Source organism: Cytobacillus sp. Bac17 (assembly GCF_024519925.1).
Classification (GTDB): Bacteria; Bacillota; Bacilli; order Bacillales; family Cytobacillaceae; genus Cytobacillus; species Cytobacillus pseudoceanisediminis.
In genome coordinates this window covers 104,655-122,437 of the sequence record NZ_JALJRC010000005.1, presented here as the reverse complement: position 1 = coordinate 122,437, position 17,783 = coordinate 104,655, and the positions used below count along the sequence as shown (strand labels likewise).

Here is a 17,783-nt window from a genome sequence, read left to right as displayed (position 1 = left end):
TAGCTAAAAACAGGGTAGACAAACCTATGAATCTAAACATTTTTTACTTCTCCCTTGACCTGGAGTTAACACGAGGGTTTATGCTCATTATTGACCACAAATAAAATTTATCAGTGGTTGATCTTTGAAATCAAAAGGAGGACAAAAAACTTGGATTCAACTCAAAAAATTGCTCTTATAACAGGAGGAAGCCGCGGATTAGGAAGAAATTCTGCCATCGCGTTGTCCCGAAAAGGATTTGATATTATCATCACGTACCATAGCCGGAAGGAAGAAGCGGAGGCGGTCGTTAATGAAATTAAAGAACATGGCCAAAAAGCAGTGGCCCTGAAGTTGGATACAGGCGTTGTATCTTCCTTTGAAGGTTTTTCCTCTCAACTGTCAGACATACTTAAAGAAATGTGGAATCGGGAACATTTCGACATTTTGGTCAATAATGCAGGATTCGGAATACACTCTTCTATAAACGAAACAACTGAGGAGCAATTCGACAGATTAATGAACGTACAGTTCAAAGGTGTATTTTTCCTGTCTCAAAAGCTTTTTTCTAAAATTGCAGACAATGGAAGGATCATTAATATCTCAACTGGTTTGACCCGTTTTGTAATTGAGGGCTTTGGAGCCTATTCAGCAATGAAGGGTGCAATTGAAATCCTGACAAAATATATGGCCAAAGAATGGGGATCACGAGGTATTCGCGTGAATGTAGTCGCCCCAGGAGCTATCGCTACAGATTTCGGAGGTGGTAAAGTAAGAGACGATTCTCAAATGAATGAATTTGTGGCCTCAAATACTGCGTTAGGTAGGGTCGGTGAAGCAGACGATATCGGAGGGGTTGTTGCATCCATGTGCACAGATGAGATGGGCTGGGTAAATGCATCTCGTGTCGAAGTATCAGGTGGACAGCTTCTCTAATTGGCCAAGGTAATTGACCTTCTAGAATTCAGGAAGCATGATATGAATAATTGATTTACTTAACAACTTAGAATGCATATTTTCTGTTCAATATATTATTTCCGTTTTAGATCTTATGATTTTCAGAGTTTGAGATAATTAGTTAAAAGTCAAGAGCATTGGTCGGTATGGATCTAAATCCCCTCCGACCATATGCTACAATTGAATCGATTTATGTCAAATCCAGAAAAGGCTTATCCATTTAACCACTCACTTTACAATTACACCAAGAGTAGCTAAATTCCCTTCTTCTTCAACAATCCCCCCCTTTAGCACCAAAAGAAACAGCTGCCTGAATATAACACTCCTAAGTTGCATAACCTCAACTTCAATCAATGAATTCCTATCTACCCTTTTCCATCATCTTAATTAAAGTAGAAGATCTATCTTCATTTAAAATAGCTTAATGGGATAGCGCATGATTTGGAATTATGTTTTGGGAATTTGAATGTATAAAAGAGAGTCTAAGAAGTCAGCTTCAATTTTTATTTTTTACTACGAGTATGACAGAATCTCCTTGGATGAATACTTTTATGGATTCGCCAACAATTTTTCTTCATTTGAACCAAGCTTGATTGTGTATTCAGTAGGTATCCATAAGCCTGTATTCTCATTTCTACCTTGAAGAACGTATTTTGGGTTGTTTTTGCCCATCCGTTCTGCAGCTGTGTTCGCAAGCTTGCCGATATCACCTGTTTTGAGGCGGTTGATAATTAAACCGAGTTTCAAACTTTTAATTGTCAGCATTTCATAATCTGTGCTGCTGTCTCCCGCTACGAATATTGGACCGTATCCGCCCCGCGCTTTGGAGATGGTTTGTTCGATCACTTCCACCTTGCCTTCTCGAGCAGTGATCGGCCAATTATCTTTATATTCTGCTTGAATAATTCCGTCTTTCTTTTTTAATCTCATCCCAAAGACATTTTCCTTCGGAAGGTTGTAGCCGTATTTTGGATTTGACGAAAATACCTCCACCACTTCTTCCATCGAAGCCGAAATAACATAAACGTCAATTCCATTTTCCATAAAAGTATGCATTAAGTTTGCGATTTCGGTGGCCAGACGCAGTCCTGTAGTATAGGCAACTTGAACAGTACCGGCTCTTCCTGACATGGATTCAGGACTTACAAGCGATACCGATGCCATTTCGGCCCCCAAATTATAATCATTTGAAGCTTCTGCAAGCTGCTGGACTTCCATTGTAGACATGTTGGCAAATAAATAGAGCACCCATGGATATCCGATTTCAATCCCATGTGTTTCTCCAATGGCTTCATACAGAAAGTACATTTTCGCTTTAAAATCTATAAATTGATCAGTTGAATGTAGCGTTTCTAGCTGTTCTTTTCCATTCATTCCTTCATAGTTGGAATAAAGAAATTCGTAATCGCGCTTCAGATCCTCGGCAATTTCCTCGAGTGTGACCGCATCTCCTTGAAGGTTTTTAAACTCGTGAGAAAAGGGTCCATTCGGCACATTCTTTTTAATCACTTCATAAAACTCTTCCGGTTGCATGTTAAATGCCAACTGGTCAATTTGATAAAGAAAAAGGGCCTCCTCCGTATCATTCATGATGCTCGTATGATCCCAATCAAAAACAACATAAGGTTTTCGATTGGGGTCGTATCCTGGACTTCCAGCACCAGACCTATCAATTAGGTTTTGAACAGCCTTATAGGTGTCAGGAGCCCATTTCCCTTTATCCAACACTTGAATATAATGGCCCTCCCTTTTTTGTGGAGTCCAAATTCCTTTTTCGCTTGCCGCAGCTCCTAAGGAAGCAGACAAAATCATGCAAATAACAATCATGCCAAATAAAACTTTTAGTTTGGTTCTATTATTCATATTATCCCCCCTTAAAAATGCAAAAGACGCCTGCTCAATAGCTCGTAATTAGCTATTGAAACAGGCGCCAGTGCCTATTGATTCTTTTATGTGTAAACATTATCACGAATTTTCAAAAAAATCAATATTTATGGTTATCTTCTTAACAAATGTTATAAACAACTACCTGGTTAGCAGCAGTTTCATTATTTATTTTATTATCCTTCTTCACCAAACCTGCCCCTTAGAACATTACTCTCTATTGAGCAATGCTCCTAAAGTTCAACACTCTATAAAATTATTCAATCTTCCTACCTTGACCAACGACCCTAATTGATGCATCAATCTTTTCATTTCTTTCTTGGTCTGATTTTGTTTAACACCGAGAAATTAGGCTTTAGTTACTTCATTAAAGCGCCCAATTGTTGAATAAGTATTTGTCTAATTAGTATAAAATGTTGTTAGATTTACAGGGTTTAAAAAAACAAAGAACGACCAATTCTTTCTTACTGATCGTTCTCTGTATCATTCTTATTCGCACACACTGTTAATTTTTGTTTTTTTCTTCTTCGTAATCCTTCTGGATAATATTAATGACACGATACGCCTCTTCTGCAATTGTTTTGTTTGAATTTCTATTCCAATTATACGTAATTAAAGCCTTCCATAAAGCCCATCCTCTTGCTCTGTTCCATGTTTCTTCATCCATGTTTAATGCATTTTTAAATATCTTTCTACTATTATCATCAAAAAAAGTCCATGCCATGGCTGCATCACAAGCTGGGTCTCCTATACCCAAAACCCCGAAATCAATTATTGCATTGAGCTTTCCCTCTTTAACAAGAATATTACCAGGTGCTATATCACCGTGAACCCATACTGGATCTTTAGACCATTTTGACTCTAGGGCAAGATTCCACATTTCGAGCAATAAAACAGTGTTTAAAGTATCTTTATTGGGGTCAATTGCCTCTCTGCATTGTTTGTCATATACTGCAATGTCTCCGCCTCTATAAAAATTATGTGTACCTGCTACTGGACCTCCAGTAGTATCAATAGATTGAAATTCAATTAAAAACGCTCCCAAATCTCTTGCGAACTGATTTATATCTTTAATATTTATGGGAGTCAAGGTCTCTCCCTCTATCCACTTGTTGACAGACCACGGGAAAGGATATTCATTATTAGGTTGCCCTTTTGCTATCGGTGTTTGTATAGGTAAAGAAAGTTCCTTTGCTAATTTAGGTAGCCACTTTTGTTCTTTATTCACTTGAGCAACATAATGTTCTGAACTTGGAAGCCTTACACTCATATGGTCACCCAAGTGAAATGTTCTATTGTCATGTCCACTAACTTTTACAGGTTTGATCTCTAAATTTGCCCATTTAGGAAATTGTTCATTTATTAATCTTTTAACTAAATCAATATTAATAGTATCCATTAGATACCCCTCTACCCGTTATTTTTTAATCACCATACTTTCGGTATCAACGTCACATTTAAATAGAAATAAGTTCAATAGAATTACCTCCCTGACTAAAATTACTTTAATTGTAGCAAAAAATATTCCTTGGATCACAATGGTTAATACCAACCTGCCAAACCTCAGGCGGTCAGCGATAATCCAAGTGTAGCTTTGGAATAAAGAGGATTTTGAGCCATATAAAAAGCGAGGAGTTCAACTTTTAAACCTTCGAAATCTTACCAGACAGCACGAGAATATAAAAGGGGTATTAATCCAAACAAAGCTACAATTTCAAGCTATTCTGGACCGGGTCTTTCCTGAATATAGAGGGGTTTTTGGTGACTTATATTCGGTAGTATCACTGTTAACTCTTTCAGAGTTTCCCTCAACTGAAGATATAATAGAGGCAAGTGTTGAAACCATAGCTGACAAAATCGCTCTATTATGTAAAAGCCGTTCATACAGAGGGCTAATGAAAAAGCTATTCAACTCAAAGTAATATAGCATGAGATATTTTAAGTTTTTATTGAAAAATATTGACAAACTATTAGCTGGTTTAGTTGAAGAAGAAAAGCGAAGTTTATAAAGTATTTTTAAGACGATGAAATGATTTTGTTTGAGCGAATTGTTCAAAACCAATAGACTTGTAAAGCTCACATGCATCTGGGGAAGTACAAACAACAACTGCCGTTTTTGCCCCCTTATCACTCAACGCATCGAGAGCAAGCTTACAGACTGAACTGGCTAACCCCATTCTCCTGAATCTCGGATCCGTTCCAACAGGTTCCAGTAACCCCACCTTGTTATCTTCATCAAACCAAATTAAACAAGATGCTACGAACTCACCATTTGGGGATTCTATTACCCAATCAAGAGAAGAATCATAGGGATAGGTATTCATAACGTTCAAGTAACTTTCTTCTGTGACTCTGGATCCATGAAATGCAGCCCTATGTACTGCCACACGATTTGTTAAATCCTCAGAACCCTTGATATGGCGACCTTTAAACTTATCTGGCAATTGAGCAGGGAATGAACAACTATCCAATGAAATTTTTGTGAGGACTTCTGGATTTTCTGCTAATGGGTTGAATAAAGAATCTTCTAAGGCTGAAATAAGATGCGACTCCGTTTCTAGGACAGTCACTTTTTGCTCATTGGTTTTAGTTATTTTATCAAACCAGTCAATGACATCCTTGGCCACCTCAGGAAAATCAGGATCAACTTGACATATTAACTCACCAGGTTTTTGAATCCATCCCCAAGCAACGGGCTTCCCATCCACTTCCCAAATTGCAGTATCCCAATCATCCTCGCGTCCAGAGTGTCGGTGGCGTTGCCAAGCTAGATCGCCTATATGGTAATTAGGTTCCAGTGGCCATATAGCTTGTGTAAGTTTCTGCATTCGTTTTAAATCACTTGAATCTTTATAAGTTCGAATTACAGGTTTACTCATTTATTTAATTTCCTCGATTCTTCTTGGTATTTGTAACTATCTTTTTGATACTCTTCCTAAGGCCTCCCCTTATATTTAATCATCTTAAACTAACCGCTATGACTATCCTTAAAATTGAACTCTCCCTTTTTTCCATCAAACATTCAATTATCACTATTGTCCCTCCTATTCATATTCAATAAAGATTTGAATATTCATTCTTCAACAAAACTGTTGCGTTTGTTACATAAGAAAAGTGCTTCCAAAAAAACATCAGTTAACTCAATTAGATTTAGTAAGATTTTTGGTTACCATATAACATACTTTTTAAGAACTCTATCTTCCTAATATCTTTATTATTATTTTTATCTGCTCGATAGCTATCCTTAGATGATGACTCGTAAAGTCTTAAATACTGTTCTAGATTTAGTAAGTAATACTTTACCTCTTCCATTTGCTGCATTTCTAAATCCTCTAATTGTACTCCTGCGAAACTTGGTAGTGTGTCAATAATGCCAAACTCAACTGATAATCCTTCTGTAGAGAACTCATGCTCATGCAAATCAATTAAGCTATATTCCATTGATTTCATAATGTGTTCACTATATCATTCCAGTTGTGTATATTTAATTCGGGCGGTACTTCCCACCCTCTTTCATCACCAGGTACATGAATATCTAAGTCTTGTGCATCCCAACTTTTTCCTGTAACAACTTCTAAACCAACCTAACCCATTCACAATGGGATAATTTCAATATCATTTAGTTTCTTTACAATTTTAATAAACTCATTAAATTTGTGAATATCCATTTGCCCCTCCATATTTCACTTAATTTCACAAAAATAATTATTACACTAACCTGCCTCTTTTGTTAAATAAGAAAAAGCTGCATGATTCAGCAGCTGATCATGAATATAAGCACCCTATAGTTTAAGTACATTTTTTTACAAAGTTTACTTCTTGCTCCATAAACTCAAAAAAAAACCGCCTAATAATTAGCGGCAAAATTAAAGAGATTAAGTGAACATCAAAGTAAAAATTTTCTACGGAAGATACCTTCCTATTTTCCGTTCCTTAAAAGAGTTTAACGTATATACTCGATCAAATTTGGTGGGACAGGTTCAAAAATATAAACTTCAGGATTATTAAAAGGCTTATGCTTCAGATACTCAGGCAAAGTAGTCATACTTTCCCAATACTCCTTCATTAAATCCTCCTTTGAAGGTAATCCTTCAACAAGATACCCTTTCCCTCCGTCAGGGATAGCTTCAATATAAGCAAATAAATCACTTGAAATATCGAAGTTAAAAACTAGAATTTTATCACTAGAAACAGGAAAACGAAAGTAAGGTATTTCATATAGTTCCAAATCTGCACCAAAAGCAACTTTAAAATCAATCCATTTGGGAAGATTTACGGGTCTGAAACGCTCTGTTAGTTGTGGAAAGAAATTAGCACCTCTTGAATACCATCTTGTTGCTGTTTTATGATTTAACCCTTCCTTTAAAACCCTTTGGGGACTTATATTTTCCCCGTTATTATTGTGAATGACCATATGATATAAACACAAAGAATTACCTCCTTCCGAATACTTCCTCAATCACTTTAATTTTACCGCATATTCAAAAATGGTTAGTAACCTTTATTGAACTAACCTCCCTCAATAAACTAATCACAATTTCACGATTGCTCTAGAATTCCAGAGTACTTATTTAGTGTTTATTTTAAATAACCGATCAAGTGGAATACTAAAGTTACTTTATTTCTTAGAGGCTATTTTTTGTTCGTCTCGATTTGCTTTCTCAATATGGCACATAACATAACAATAGTATCAGCATTATGGTTTATCAACTTAAACAATTAAACAGATTAATGGAGGTATTTTCTCTTATGAATAAACAGGACCAACTAAATATGATCAAAGAGGATTTTATTAATTGTCAAAAGGTACTATTGGCAATTGGGGATGAAACACGTCAATCGATCTTGTTAGTTCTAATGGGGACAGATTGTCAAACAGGATTACGTGTGGGTGAAATCACTGAACAAACACATCTTTCTCGACCTGCTGTGTCCCATCATCTTAAGGTTTTACGAGAAGCAGGTGTTATTTTAATGCGTAAAGAAGGGACAAAAAACTTTTATTATATTAATGTACGCACAGAATTAGGTTTATTAAGAACGCTTGTGTTGGATATAGATAAGTTCATGAAGAACTATTACTGAAATGAAGGAATTTAAACACACATTATGTGGAGGTATAGGCTATGAGAGCAATGGTTATTGATAGGTATGGGAAGGTTCCAATGCGTTTGGCAGAAATGCCCACACCTGAAATTGGTGAATATGAGGTGCTCGCAGAAATTCATGCGGCTAGTATTAATCCTGTTGATTTTAAGATACGCGATGGGAAAGTGAAATTATTAGTTAAATATAAAATGCCTCTTATCTCAGGGAATGACTTTTCTGGTGTCGTTGCAAAGGTTGGCGCAAAAGTGACTCGTTTTAAAGTTGGCGACGAAATATATGCACGTCCACGCAAGAGTAAAATCGGTACTTTTGCTGAATATATCGCTATTCATGAAGAGGACATCGCCTTAAAACCTAAAAATTTGAGCTTTGAAGAAGCAGCATCGATCCCGCTTGTTGGATTAACCTCCTATCAAGCACTAACAGACATTTTGCAATTACAAAAGGGACAAAAAATTTTAATTCAAGCTGGGGCTGGTGGTGTCGGTACCTTTGCTATTCAACTGGCCAAATTAATGGGCGCCACTGTTGCAACGACTGCAAGTGTTGCTGGTGCAAGTTTAGTGAAATCTCTTGGGGCAGATGAAATTATAAATTACAAGACAGAAAAGTTTGATGAGATACTGAAAAACTATGATGCCGTATTTGATACACTTGGGGGCGAGATACTCGAAAAATCATTCGAAGTGATAAAAAGAGGAGGAAAAATTGTTTCCGTTTCGGGATTACCGAATGCTCGTTTTGGTAAAGAATATGGTTCCGGACTTTTTAAAACGCTTTTGTTTTCAGCAGCAAGTCATAAACTTACTGCGCTTGAAAAAAAGCATAATGGTCATTATACATTTTTGTTTATGAAGCCAAGCGGAGAACAATTACGTATAATTGCAAACTTTATTGAGACTGGAAAAATTAAACCTATAATTGATAGAGTTTTTCCTTTTGAAGATGCTCAAAATGCGATGGAATATGCGGAGTCAGGAAGGGCAAAAGGGAAAATAATATTAAAAATCAAATAGTTGGCAAACTAAACCAAAATAAGACTGCATTGGATGCTGGCACGGAAGATATTCATGAAAATGATAAAATAAAAAATTTAATTAACAGAGAGCCACCTGTCCTAGAGTACTGTTACTTGAAAGACAGTTGGCTTTATTTGTATAGATCATTATCTATCACTGGTCTCAAATAACAATGCTAGTTTTCAAATAGAATCCATAACCTTTGCTTATTAATTTAACAAAAATAGGTGAGTAAAAAAGAAATTTACTCATTCTCACCCATATAGCTATCTTGATAGTTGTAGAATCAACATAAATAAGCGTAAATCCTTCATGGATCAACGACCTATTTTTTCAATAAGAGAATCCCTGAGCGGTTTTTATCTGAATCGGTACCCTCTTACAATACTCGACATCGCGAAAGCATATTCCTCCATCCTTCCATTGATGTAGTCTTTTTCTAATTCTTCTTTGTTCATTTAGTTCAACTCAATGTTTAGCTTTTTGACAGTTATCATAAAGCAATTTAAACTGGGCAAAACTATTATGAACTGTGGAAAAAATGAATATTGAGGGAGACTATTTTATGCATACCTTATACGGATTACTTTGGTTATTTGCTGCATATAAATATGGGAACTGGAAGAACCTTGATATTTATTATCCAACCTTTTTATTTCTCTGCTTCTGGGATTTTTTATATCAGTTTTTCCTATTTAATCATTCATTATGGGTTTTTAAACCTTCATTTGATGACTTTTACCTCCCAAACCATAGCTTTATTGTTGTATTCCGTATGTTAACTATTTATTTTTATGGGGATGGAATTATTTAATTTTTACGTTTGTAAAGGAATTACCCATCATAACGGTTGGAATCTTTGGTGGTCTGCAGTACTAGACGTTACTTTATTTATGGCTTTAAGAATTCATCTACGCCATAAATTATTAGCATGGTTATTCGGATTTACAGTTACGATATTTTTATGGAAAATTTTCGATATTCCATTCCACTCAATTAAGTAAAAGATCAACTTTTTCAGATGTATTTTACTTTTAGAAACTGATCTATCATTTTCTTTCTCAACATCTTCCGAACTTCGTCATAAAATAATATTACTTTATTTATACTTAGCGTTTAAACTTGATTCATTAGGGTATTAGTTTCCTTATGGAAAAAACATAAGGATAACTTGAAAGGAAATTCAACATGATACCAATTGAACTTATTTGTCATGAATTAAAGCGATTAACGGACGATTATTATAAATGTGAAGATACTGAACTCAAAGTAGAAATACATCGTGATATTAAACTTTTAAGTAGCGCCCTATTCCTTAGTGATCTTCCTGACGAATTTCACTAAAATGTCTGCCTATGTAATTAGTGTCGACCATGCAAAAAGCAATGCAACTTGGACAAACTATCCGGACGAGCAAGGTCAATCTCTTATCCTGAGATCACCTCAATTATGTCCTTGCTCTCACCAGTATAGGTTCCTGTATTAGCCGCAAGTCTGCGGTTTTTATTGTGTCTTATTGCATTTCTTCATAATTAACGCCCACTATACCCCTTAGAGTAAGGGCATATCAAATCTCCTACAGCCTTGGAAAAGTTTCCGCCCTTGCTCGCAACATTGACTTTATTTGAGGTAAATCATGAAAAATAATTTCGAAATGTTATTAGCCCTGATATTCGTAGTAACTGGAATAATGGTTGTTCGTTTTTTATGGTGAAACTCCGTTGTGATACCATGCTACATTGGGTTGATCAGAATATTACCAACACCTAATGGTTTGTAATATCACTCTCACTATTTATTCCCTCCGTTTCATTGCAGTAATTACAATTACACATATTTAATTGCTCCTTTATTTCATTTTTGGGTCAAATATGCAATTTACATTTATTTAAATTGTTTTCTGATTTGCATTACATCTTTAGTAACTTTACCACCACTTATGTCCATCTTCTTTTAATAATTGATGAGCAGCCTCTGGTCCCATTGATCCAGATGAATAGGAGTGAAGGGGAACTCTATTTTCTTTAAATGCCTCTAAAATAGGTTCTACCCAATTCCAAGATAGTTCTACTTCATTCCAATGAGCAAAAAACGTTGAATCCCCAACAAGAGCATCAAATAACAATAGTTCATACGCTTCGGGTACGTCTTGTTTACTCGCAGAAAAGGCCACTGTGATAGGTTCCATTGCTCCGTTTATTGGATTTTTGCTATTTAACTGTAGCGATACACCTTCATTTGGATTGATATTTATTGTTAATAGATTAGGTTCAACCAGTTCCATTTCGGAATTATACAAATCTTTTAACGGGTTTTTAAATTCAATGACAATCTTAGTTACTTTTTCTGCCATTCTTTTTCCCGTGCGGATATAAAACGGAACCCCATCCCAGAAGGAATTATCAATCCATAGACGAGCCGCAACAAATGTATCATTTTGTGAAGAAGTCTTCACTCCGGGCTCTTCCCGGTATGCCACTTCAGGTTCTCCGTTTATTTCTCCGTGCTCATATTGGCCACGAACAACATGAACACCTACAGTATCCCTTTGTAATGGACGCAAAGATTCCATTACTTTTCTTTTCTCATTACGAATCTCATTTTCACTAATTCGTTTTGATACATGCATGGCTGTCATCATTAATAACTGCAGCATGTGATTCTGAACCATATCTCGAATGGCTCCTGCTTTGTCATAATAACCAGCTCTTTCTTCCACCCCAAAGATTTCACTTGCCGTAATTTGGACATTGGCAATAAATCGATTGTTCCACAATGATTGCAGTACAGGGTTAGCAAAGGTCAAGGCTTCAAGGTTCTGAACCATTGGTTTTCCTAGATAATGATCGATACGATAAATTTCATCTTCTTCAAAAGCATTGCTTAGCTTTTCGTTTAATACTTGGGCAGATTTTAGATCATGCCCAAAGGGTTTCTCGATAATCAATCGTTTCCATCCATTTGTTGAGCCCAATCCACTATCCTTAATGTTCATGGCGATGACGTCAAAAAATTCAGGAGCGACTGATAAATAGAACATTCGATTCGCTGTAATGTTCTTTTCTTTTTCATTTTGTTGAACGAGTTCTAGTAGCTTCATATAGCCTGTAATATCAGTAACATCTAACTGGCAGTAATGAAATGCCTTGACGAATTCTTCTTTTTTAGATTTGTCTTTCAGCAAATGCCTGGAAAATATATGCAAGGATTCGATTACCCTTGATTGAAATTCATCATCAGAACTTTCTCCTCTTCCTACACCAATAACTGAAAAAGACTTTGGTAATTTTTGATTCAAATATAAATTAAACAAGGCAGGATAGATTTTTCTTTTAGCTAGATCCCCTGTTGCCCCAAATAATACAAACGTCATAGAATCCATTTAGAATTACTCCTTTGATTTTTTTGTGTATATTAACGAATTTTCATTTATGGTATATCCACATGTTGGACATTGTTTATTATTGTGGGTAAAAGTTAAACACCTTTCACAAATCCACTGTTTTTTCCCTTTGTGACTTTTCATTAGAACCTCTCCTTTCATACAAGAAGCTTGCAGTCTTAGAATCATATTGCTTTGCCAAAACAGTATATTACCTATACTTCACCTTTAAAAGTACGCACTTTATTTGCATATAGTTATATTGAAGTAAGATAGTGTAAAAATTAATACTATAAATTTAAAAATCAAAAAGCCTTGAACAGTGAGTATATAAACATCACTGTTCAAGGCTTTTTAATACTATTTCTATAAGCTAGTTAATTTCTACTCTTAAAAGTACACTGTAAAAAAACCACGGTTAATAATGGCTAACCGTGGTAAGTTATGTTTGTCTTAGACCATGAAAAGAAACCTTTTTCTACTATGTGGCTGATTTGTCTTCAGTTTTCTTTTCCAATACATTCTCAATATAATCTTTGCCCCATTCATACATAGCATCTAAAATCGGTATAAGACTTTTTCCATACTCAGTCAATGTGTATTCAACTTTAGGTGGAACTACAGGATAAACTTCTCGATGTACTATTAAATGATCTTCAAGTTCGCGTAATTGATTAACAAGCATTCTTTGAGTAATACCCGGCATTAGGGATTTTAATTCACCAAATCGTTTAGTTCCTTCTTTGCCTAGATGCCATAAAATTAACATTTTCCATTTACCGCCAATTACTGAAAGTGTCAATTCTTTTTCACAGTTAAATGTTTTCTCCCCTAAATTTGGCATTTAATTAGCCTCCCCTTATTTTACCTTATAGTATACTTTTTAGCACTATATGCGGTAAAAGTGCGTACTTTTAATTCAATAACATACTCAGTATACTAAGGAACGTGCTAGTGAGTAAATAGCTTTTCAAAAGTTAACATATACACATGTAGCACAATATAAAGTTATAAGGAGCGAATAAAAATGAAATTACAATTAGCATTAGACCTTGTCGATATTCCGGGAGCAATCGAATTAGTGAAAGAGGTAGAAGAGCATATTGATGTTGTGGAAATTGGTACACCTGTGGTGATCAATGAAGGACTTAAAGCCGTAAAAGAAATAAAAGCTGCATTTCCTAACTTAACCGTATTAGCTGATTTAAAAATTATGGATGCAGCTGGATATGAAGTAAGCCAAGCATCTGCTGCAGGTGCTGACATTATTACGATTCTTGGAGCTGCAGAAGACGAGTCAATTAAAGGTGCTGTAGAAGAAGCTAAAAAACAAGGGAAACAAATCCTTGCTGATATGATCGCCGTGAAGGATATTGCAGCCCGTGCAAAAGAACTAGATGAACTTGGTGTTGATTATATCTGCGTTCACACAGGTTACGATCTTCAAGCTGTTGGAAAGAATTCTTTCGAAGACCTTTCAACCATCAAAAGCGTTGTTAAAAATGCGCAAACGGCCATTGCAGGTGGAATCAAATTAGAAACACTTCCTGAAGTAATTAAACAACACCCAGATCTAGTTATCGTAGGTGGAGGAATTACAAATGGAGAAGATAAAAAAGCTACAGCACACGAAATGCAAAAATTAATTCAACAAGGTTAATTCAACAATGCAGACTACTCAATATTTAGCCGAAGTCGTTCAAGAATTAAATCAAACGGTCCACTTAATTCGTGATTCAGAAGCAGAGAAGCTAATGAATCAGATTTTAGAATCCAAGAAAATCTTTGTGGCTGGTGCAGGCAGATCTGGATTGATGGGTAAATCTTTTGTGATGCGAATGATGCACATGGGGATTGATGCCTATGTAGTTGGGGAAACAGTAACAGCTAATTTAGAAAAGGACGATTTATTAATCATTGGTTCAGGATCAGGAGAAACCAAAACCTTAGTTGCCATTGCTGAAAAAGCTAAAAATTTAGGCGGTTCAGTCGCAGCTATAACCATTTCTCCCGAATCAACCATTGGAGAGTTAGCTGATATTATTGTTAAATTACCTGGAGTTACGAAAGATCAATCTGAAGGTGATTACAGGACCATTCAACCAATGGGATCTCTATTTGAACAAACGATGTTGTTATTTTATGATGCCTTAATCTTGCGTTTTATGGAGAAAAAAAACTTAGATTCTAATAAAATGTATGGTAAACATGCTAATCTCGAATAGAATAAAATATACAGAAAAGGCCACATTTTTTTATTTGTGGCTTTTTCTGTATTTCATAATGTCTTGAAGACAAAAGATAAAAACTCCATTGTTTCACAAAATAGCCCTTTTCTGGAATAAGCATATAAAGGAACTATCTCACTTTACATTATAATACAGAGGTAGTGATCCCTCCTTATTATAAATATCTGTTTCTACAAATAGGAAAACCCATTATCAAAAACGAATGTTTTTAAGACTGTGAATTGGACTATTTGTTTTTTCAATGTTCGTTTAATATTATCGACTTCTCTCGGTTAAAGACTGATTGATCATATCTGTTACTGCACGATATAGATTTTCCGGATATTAAGCAATTCGGTGACATAAATACAAAAACCACTCTTGTCCGTAAGTCAAGTATATTTTGCAATTGTATTTTTTGCTTATTAAATCTTTTAATAAATCCGGACGTATTCCATAGAGCATTTCTATCTCTACATGAGGATAATTAAGAAACTTGCGGTGATCCAATTCCTGAATAAGAATTTCATCATGTGTGGCAATGGATACTAGGTGGTTCGCTTCTACTAATTGTTCTACAAATTTAAGATAACGATTATTTAATTCCTTTGTTCTCGGCATTGCAATTTCAGCAGATTCTTGATAAGCACCTTTAACAACTCGTAATCTCCCAGGTTTGTTAAATAACGAATTTAACAAACAAGGGTGGTTATACTACTGGATCAACGTATCTGTTAATTCAAGAAAATATCTAACTAAATTTCTTTACCCCATTCATCATCCAAAATTGCCCCATTTTCTAACTAAAGAGAGGTTAATTATTTATTATTCCATTAAAGCGCCCATTTGAGGAAGATATTTAACGCTGATGGTTTCTCATTCATCTAGATGGATGGGAATATTGACTAGCTCCCAGAATTGATCACTTACATAAAAGCGCTGAACTCCCCATAGCTATTATTATGTTGAAACGTTCACAAATTGTTCAGAACTATCTTGTTTATAGAGCTAATATTTGCTGTAAAGTTATATTGAATTTTCTGAAAAATATAGAAAGTGAGTTGATTAAGAGTGCGAAAAGAAATAAAATCATTGAAGGAACTTATTGAAAAGAATAAACAAGATCTTTTAAATGACAAACAGGCTATGGAAAAACTTGAAAAGCGCATAGAGGAACGTCATACACTTAAAAGGCTAGCCTAATGACCTTTATGCAAATAAATGAGAAACACATCTCTTATCAGTACAAAAAACCTCGGAGATATTTGATTTTATTTCGGAGTCAAATATCCGGGGGATTTTTGATCCCACTCATTAACACCTTAATGTAGTACGTCGTCCTTTAGAGTTGGTTTTACACTTCGAGTTAACTCTGTTTATTTATTATCTTTTTATATCCAATAGCAATAACTACTGCTACTACCAGGACCTCAAAAGAATAGAGAGCAATTTTTGTTGTGAATATAAAACCTTTATACTTTTAGCTAACCAAGAGTATGAATGCAAAAACTAACAGTAGACGTATGAAATACAACTTCTTACCATTTTCCTGTTTGATTCCCCTTGCAATTATCACTTAGAACATATCACCATTTGTTCGGTCAGGTGTCCTTATGACTTATAAAAAGAACCTTGATGGCTAAGACCCAATAAAATTGGCCATAAAAAGTACCCCGTATATAATATCTAACATTTACGGGGCAGAACAAATTGAATTACTTTAACTAAAGAGATTATGTCCTATTATGATTAATCAGATCCACAGAATTTTATATTGTTTGATACACTGTTTGTTTAGATTTCGGTGGTTTAAGCTCCTTGGGAATAAGAGGTACATAAGCTTCTCCTTCAAGTCTTTCTAATAATTCCTTCTTAGCATTTTCCAATAGTTCTGTGTTTTCAAGAGTGGAAATAGCGGTACATGCAATGGCTTTTCCAGCTAATAACATTGCATTATGGGCGTAGCTTTCTTTACCTTGCGCCACCGCCTGCCAAGTATGAAACGGTGTACCAAAAGCCCAGGTCGAAGTAACACATTGCGCTGTTGGCACATTCCAGCTTACATCGGCAACATCCGTTGAGCCTCCCATGAATGTTTCTTTTTCAGAAAATGGGGCGATAAAATCAGCAATAGGTCGTTTGGTTAATTGAGATGCTCCTTGCTTCCCAGCTTGTAAAGCTGCGGTTCGCTTATCCTCGTCCGTCAAAGTTTCATAGATGGTTTTTGCATAGTTTATATCCTGTTCAGTTGCGGGAGTAGCTCCAATTTCTTGCATATATTCATGCATTACTTTCTCAAGGGTCAAGTTAGGAATTAAATTATGGCAGGAGCCTTGAATTTCGTAATCTACCTTTGTTTGCGTCATAAGTGCCGAACCGCGAGCACAGTCTACTACCCTGTCATAAAGCTCTTTTGTTTGATAAGGTTTCGGAGCACGGATTAAATAGGTTACTTCAGCGTCAGCCTGAACGACGTTTGGAGCCAATCCTCCTGTATTGGTTACAGCATAATGAATCCGGGCTTCGTCAATCATGTGTTCTCTCAAATAATTAACTCCGACGTTCATAAGTTCGACAGCATCCAAAGCGCTTCTTCCTAAATGTGGTGATGCAGCGGCATGAGAACTTCTTCCTTTAAATTTAAAGTGTGCATGGATGACGGCATTTGCAGTGCAATTCATCACAGCATTCATTGTGGCAGGATGCCATGAGAAGGCAGCATCAACATCTTTTAAAAAACCGTCTCTAGCCATAAATGTTTTCCCGTAACCACTTTCTTCTGCCGGACAGCCGAAAAATTTTACGGTTCCAGCAAGATTATGTTCTTTCATATAATCTTTAACAGCAATAGCTGCCGCTAACGAACCTACTCCCAGCAAATTATGTCCGCAGCCATGACCATTTCCATTTTTAATTATGGGATCAAACGAATTGCTGTGTGCTTCTTGGCTTAGCCCTGCCAAAGCATCGTATTCACCGAGAATAGCAATTACCGGATGGGTGGTTCCATAGGAGGCAACAAAGCCTGTTTCAAGACCAGCGATTCCCTTTTTAACGGTAAAACCTTCTTTTTCCAAAGCGTCGCAAAGCAAATCCGCTGATTGAAATTCTTCAAATCTGGTTTCTGCAAACTCCCATATTTGATCACTTAGCTGTGTATACATTGAGCGTTTTTCATCTATTAAACTTGTAATTTTTTTTGATAGAGCAGTCAATTTTTCCATC

At 35.8% G+C, this 17,783-nt stretch carries 15 protein-coding genes and 2 pseudogenes; 7 read left to right on the top strand and 10 right to left on the bottom strand.

What is annotated here, in order from left to right:
- Positions 1-150: 150 nt before the first annotated feature.
- Positions 151-915, top strand: coding sequence for an SDR family oxidoreductase (locus tag NR125_RS09560; protein ID WP_256815191.1), 765 nt, complete (start codon positions 151-153; stop codon positions 913-915).
- Positions 916-1,164: 249 nt separating this feature from the next.
- On the opposite strand, the gene NR125_RS09555 is transcribed toward NR125_RS09560, so the two are convergent.
- The 3 genes from NR125_RS09555 to NR125_RS09545 all read right to left on the bottom strand — a co-directional run bounded on the left by NR125_RS09555 (position 1,165) and on the right by NR125_RS09545 (position 4,219).
- Positions 1,165-1,290: a hypothetical protein gene (locus NR125_RS09555; RefSeq protein WP_256815189.1), complete on the bottom strand. Its 126-nt coding sequence runs from the start codon at positions 1,288-1,290 to the stop codon at positions 1,165-1,167.
- 195 nt (positions 1,291-1,485) lie between these two features.
- Positions 1,486-2,799, bottom strand: a complete 1,314-nt coding sequence (locus NR125_RS09550) for an HAD family hydrolase (RefSeq protein WP_252245001.1) — start codon at positions 2,797-2,799, stop codon at positions 1,486-1,488.
- Between the two features lie 526 nt (positions 2,800-3,325).
- Positions 3,326-4,219, bottom strand: coding sequence for an aminoglycoside phosphotransferase family protein (locus NR125_RS09545; protein WP_192908765.1), 894 nt, complete (start codon positions 4,217-4,219; stop codon positions 3,326-3,328).
- A 193-nt stretch (positions 4,220-4,412) separates the two neighbouring features.
- Between NR125_RS09545 and NR125_RS09540 the strand changes: the two are divergent.
- Positions 4,413-4,724: pseudogene (locus NR125_RS09540) on the top strand (IS110 family transposase); the annotation flags it as partial.
- A gap of 99 nt (positions 4,725-4,823) precedes the next feature.
- Here the strand turns inward: NR125_RS09540 and NR125_RS09535 are convergent.
- From NR125_RS09535 to NR125_RS09525, 3 genes are all read right to left on the bottom strand, one after another.
- Positions 4,824-5,699: a GNAT family N-acetyltransferase gene (locus NR125_RS09535; protein ID WP_192908766.1), complete on the bottom strand. Its 876-nt coding sequence runs from the start codon at positions 5,697-5,699 to the stop codon at positions 4,824-4,826.
- 271 nt (positions 5,700-5,970) lie between these two features.
- Positions 5,971-6,261 (bottom strand): hypothetical protein, encoded by a 291-nt coding sequence (locus tag NR125_RS09530; RefSeq protein ID WP_256815182.1) that lies wholly within the window; start codon positions 6,259-6,261, stop codon positions 5,971-5,973.
- Between the two features lie 502 nt (positions 6,262-6,763).
- Complete coding sequence (locus NR125_RS09525) at positions 6,764-7,234, bottom strand: hypothetical protein (protein ID WP_256815181.1); 471 nt, start codon at positions 7,232-7,234, stop codon at positions 6,764-6,766.
- 335 nt (positions 7,235-7,569) lie between these two features.
- Here NR125_RS09525 and NR125_RS09520 point away from each other — a divergent pair, with 335 nt between their 5' ends.
- Together NR125_RS09520 and NR125_RS09515 are read left to right on the top strand one after the other, a co-directional pair.
- Entirely contained in the window at positions 7,570-7,905 is a 336-nt protein-coding gene (locus tag NR125_RS09520; RefSeq protein ID WP_071155305.1) for an ArsR/SmtB family transcription factor, read from the top strand.
- Positions 7,906-7,946: 41 nt separating this feature from the next.
- Entirely contained in the window at positions 7,947-8,945 is a 999-nt protein-coding gene (locus NR125_RS09515; RefSeq protein WP_192908768.1) for an NADP-dependent oxidoreductase, read from the top strand.
- A gap of 1,930 nt (positions 8,946-10,875) precedes the next feature.
- Here NR125_RS09515 and zwf read toward each other — a convergent pair.
- Together zwf and NR125_RS09505 are read right to left on the bottom strand one after the other, a co-directional pair.
- The gene (gene zwf, locus NR125_RS09510) at positions 10,876-12,330 is read right to left on the bottom strand and encodes a glucose-6-phosphate dehydrogenase (protein ID WP_256815178.1); all 1,455 of its coding nucleotides are present in this window, start codon (positions 12,328-12,330) and stop codon (positions 10,876-10,878) included.
- Between the two features lie 481 nt (positions 12,331-12,811).
- Positions 12,812-13,174: a winged helix-turn-helix transcriptional regulator gene (locus NR125_RS09505; protein WP_256815177.1), complete on the bottom strand. Its 363-nt coding sequence runs from the start codon at positions 13,172-13,174 to the stop codon at positions 12,812-12,814.
- Between the two features lie 183 nt (positions 13,175-13,357).
- Between NR125_RS09505 and hxlA the strand changes: the two genes are divergently transcribed.
- Together hxlA and hxlB are read left to right on the top strand one after the other, a co-directional pair.
- Positions 13,358-13,990 (top strand): 3-hexulose-6-phosphate synthase, encoded by a 633-nt coding sequence (gene hxlA / locus NR125_RS09500; protein WP_192908771.1) that lies wholly within the window; start codon positions 13,358-13,360, stop codon positions 13,988-13,990.
- A 7-nt stretch (positions 13,991-13,997) separates the two neighbouring features.
- Positions 13,998-14,555 carry a 6-phospho-3-hexuloisomerase gene (gene hxlB / locus NR125_RS09495; RefSeq protein ID WP_192908772.1) on the top strand — a complete coding sequence of 186 codons (558 nt, stop codon included), beginning with the start codon at positions 13,998-14,000 and terminating at the stop codon, positions 14,553-14,555.
- Positions 14,556-14,834: 279 nt separating this feature from the next.
- Here the strand turns inward: hxlB and NR125_RS09490 are convergent.
- Positions 14,835-15,233, bottom strand: a pseudogene (locus tag NR125_RS09490) (proline dehydrogenase family protein); the annotation flags it as partial.
- Between the two features lie 396 nt (positions 15,234-15,629).
- Here NR125_RS09490 and NR125_RS09485 point away from each other — a divergent pair.
- Complete coding sequence (locus NR125_RS09485; protein WP_083390417.1) at positions 15,630-15,761, top strand: FbpB family small basic protein; 132 nt, start codon at positions 15,630-15,632, stop codon at positions 15,759-15,761.
- Positions 15,762-16,327: 566 nt separating this feature from the next.
- Here the strand turns inward: NR125_RS09485 and NR125_RS09480 are convergent.
- Positions 16,328-17,782, bottom strand: coding sequence for a M20 family metallopeptidase (locus NR125_RS09480; protein ID WP_256815175.1), 1,455 nt, complete (start codon positions 17,780-17,782; stop codon positions 16,328-16,330).
- Position 17,783 lies beyond the last annotated feature (1 nt).

Coding starts and splice junctions, on each gene's coding strand:
- NR125_RS09550 (WP_252245001.1), bottom strand. CDS start 2,799: ATGAATAATAGAACCAAACTAAAAGTTTTATTTGGCATGATTGTTATT.
- NR125_RS09545 (WP_192908765.1), bottom strand. CDS start 4,219: ATGGATACTATTAATATTGATTTAGTTAAAAGATTAATAAATGAACAA.
- NR125_RS09535 (WP_192908766.1), bottom strand. CDS start 5,699: ATGAGTAAACCTGTAATTCGAACTTATAAAGATTCAAGTGATTTAAAA.
- NR125_RS09530 (WP_256815182.1), bottom strand. CDS start 6,261: ATGGAATATAGCTTAATTGATTTGCATGAGCATGAGTTCTCTACAGAA.
- NR125_RS09525 (WP_256815181.1), bottom strand. CDS start 7,234: ATGGTCATTCACAATAATAACGGGGAAAATATAAGTCCCCAAAGGGTT.
- NR125_RS09520 (WP_071155305.1), top strand. CDS start 7,570: ATGAATAAACAGGACCAACTAAATATGATCAAAGAGGATTTTATTAAT.
- NR125_RS09515 (WP_192908768.1), top strand. CDS start 7,947: ATGAGAGCAATGGTTATTGATAGGTATGGGAAGGTTCCAATGCGTTTG.
- zwf (WP_256815178.1), bottom strand. CDS start 12,330: ATGGATTCTATGACGTTTGTATTATTTGGGGCAACAGGGGATCTAGCT.
- NR125_RS09505 (WP_256815177.1), bottom strand. CDS start 13,174: ATGCCAAATTTAGGGGAGAAAACATTTAACTGTGAAAAAGAATTGACA.
- hxlA (WP_192908771.1), top strand. CDS start 13,358: ATGAAATTACAATTAGCATTAGACCTTGTCGATATTCCGGGAGCAATC.
- hxlB (WP_192908772.1), top strand. CDS start 13,998: ATGCAGACTACTCAATATTTAGCCGAAGTCGTTCAAGAATTAAATCAA.
- NR125_RS09480 (WP_256815175.1), bottom strand. CDS start 17,782: ATGGAAAAATTGACTGCTCTATCAAAAAAAATTACAAGTTTAATAGAT.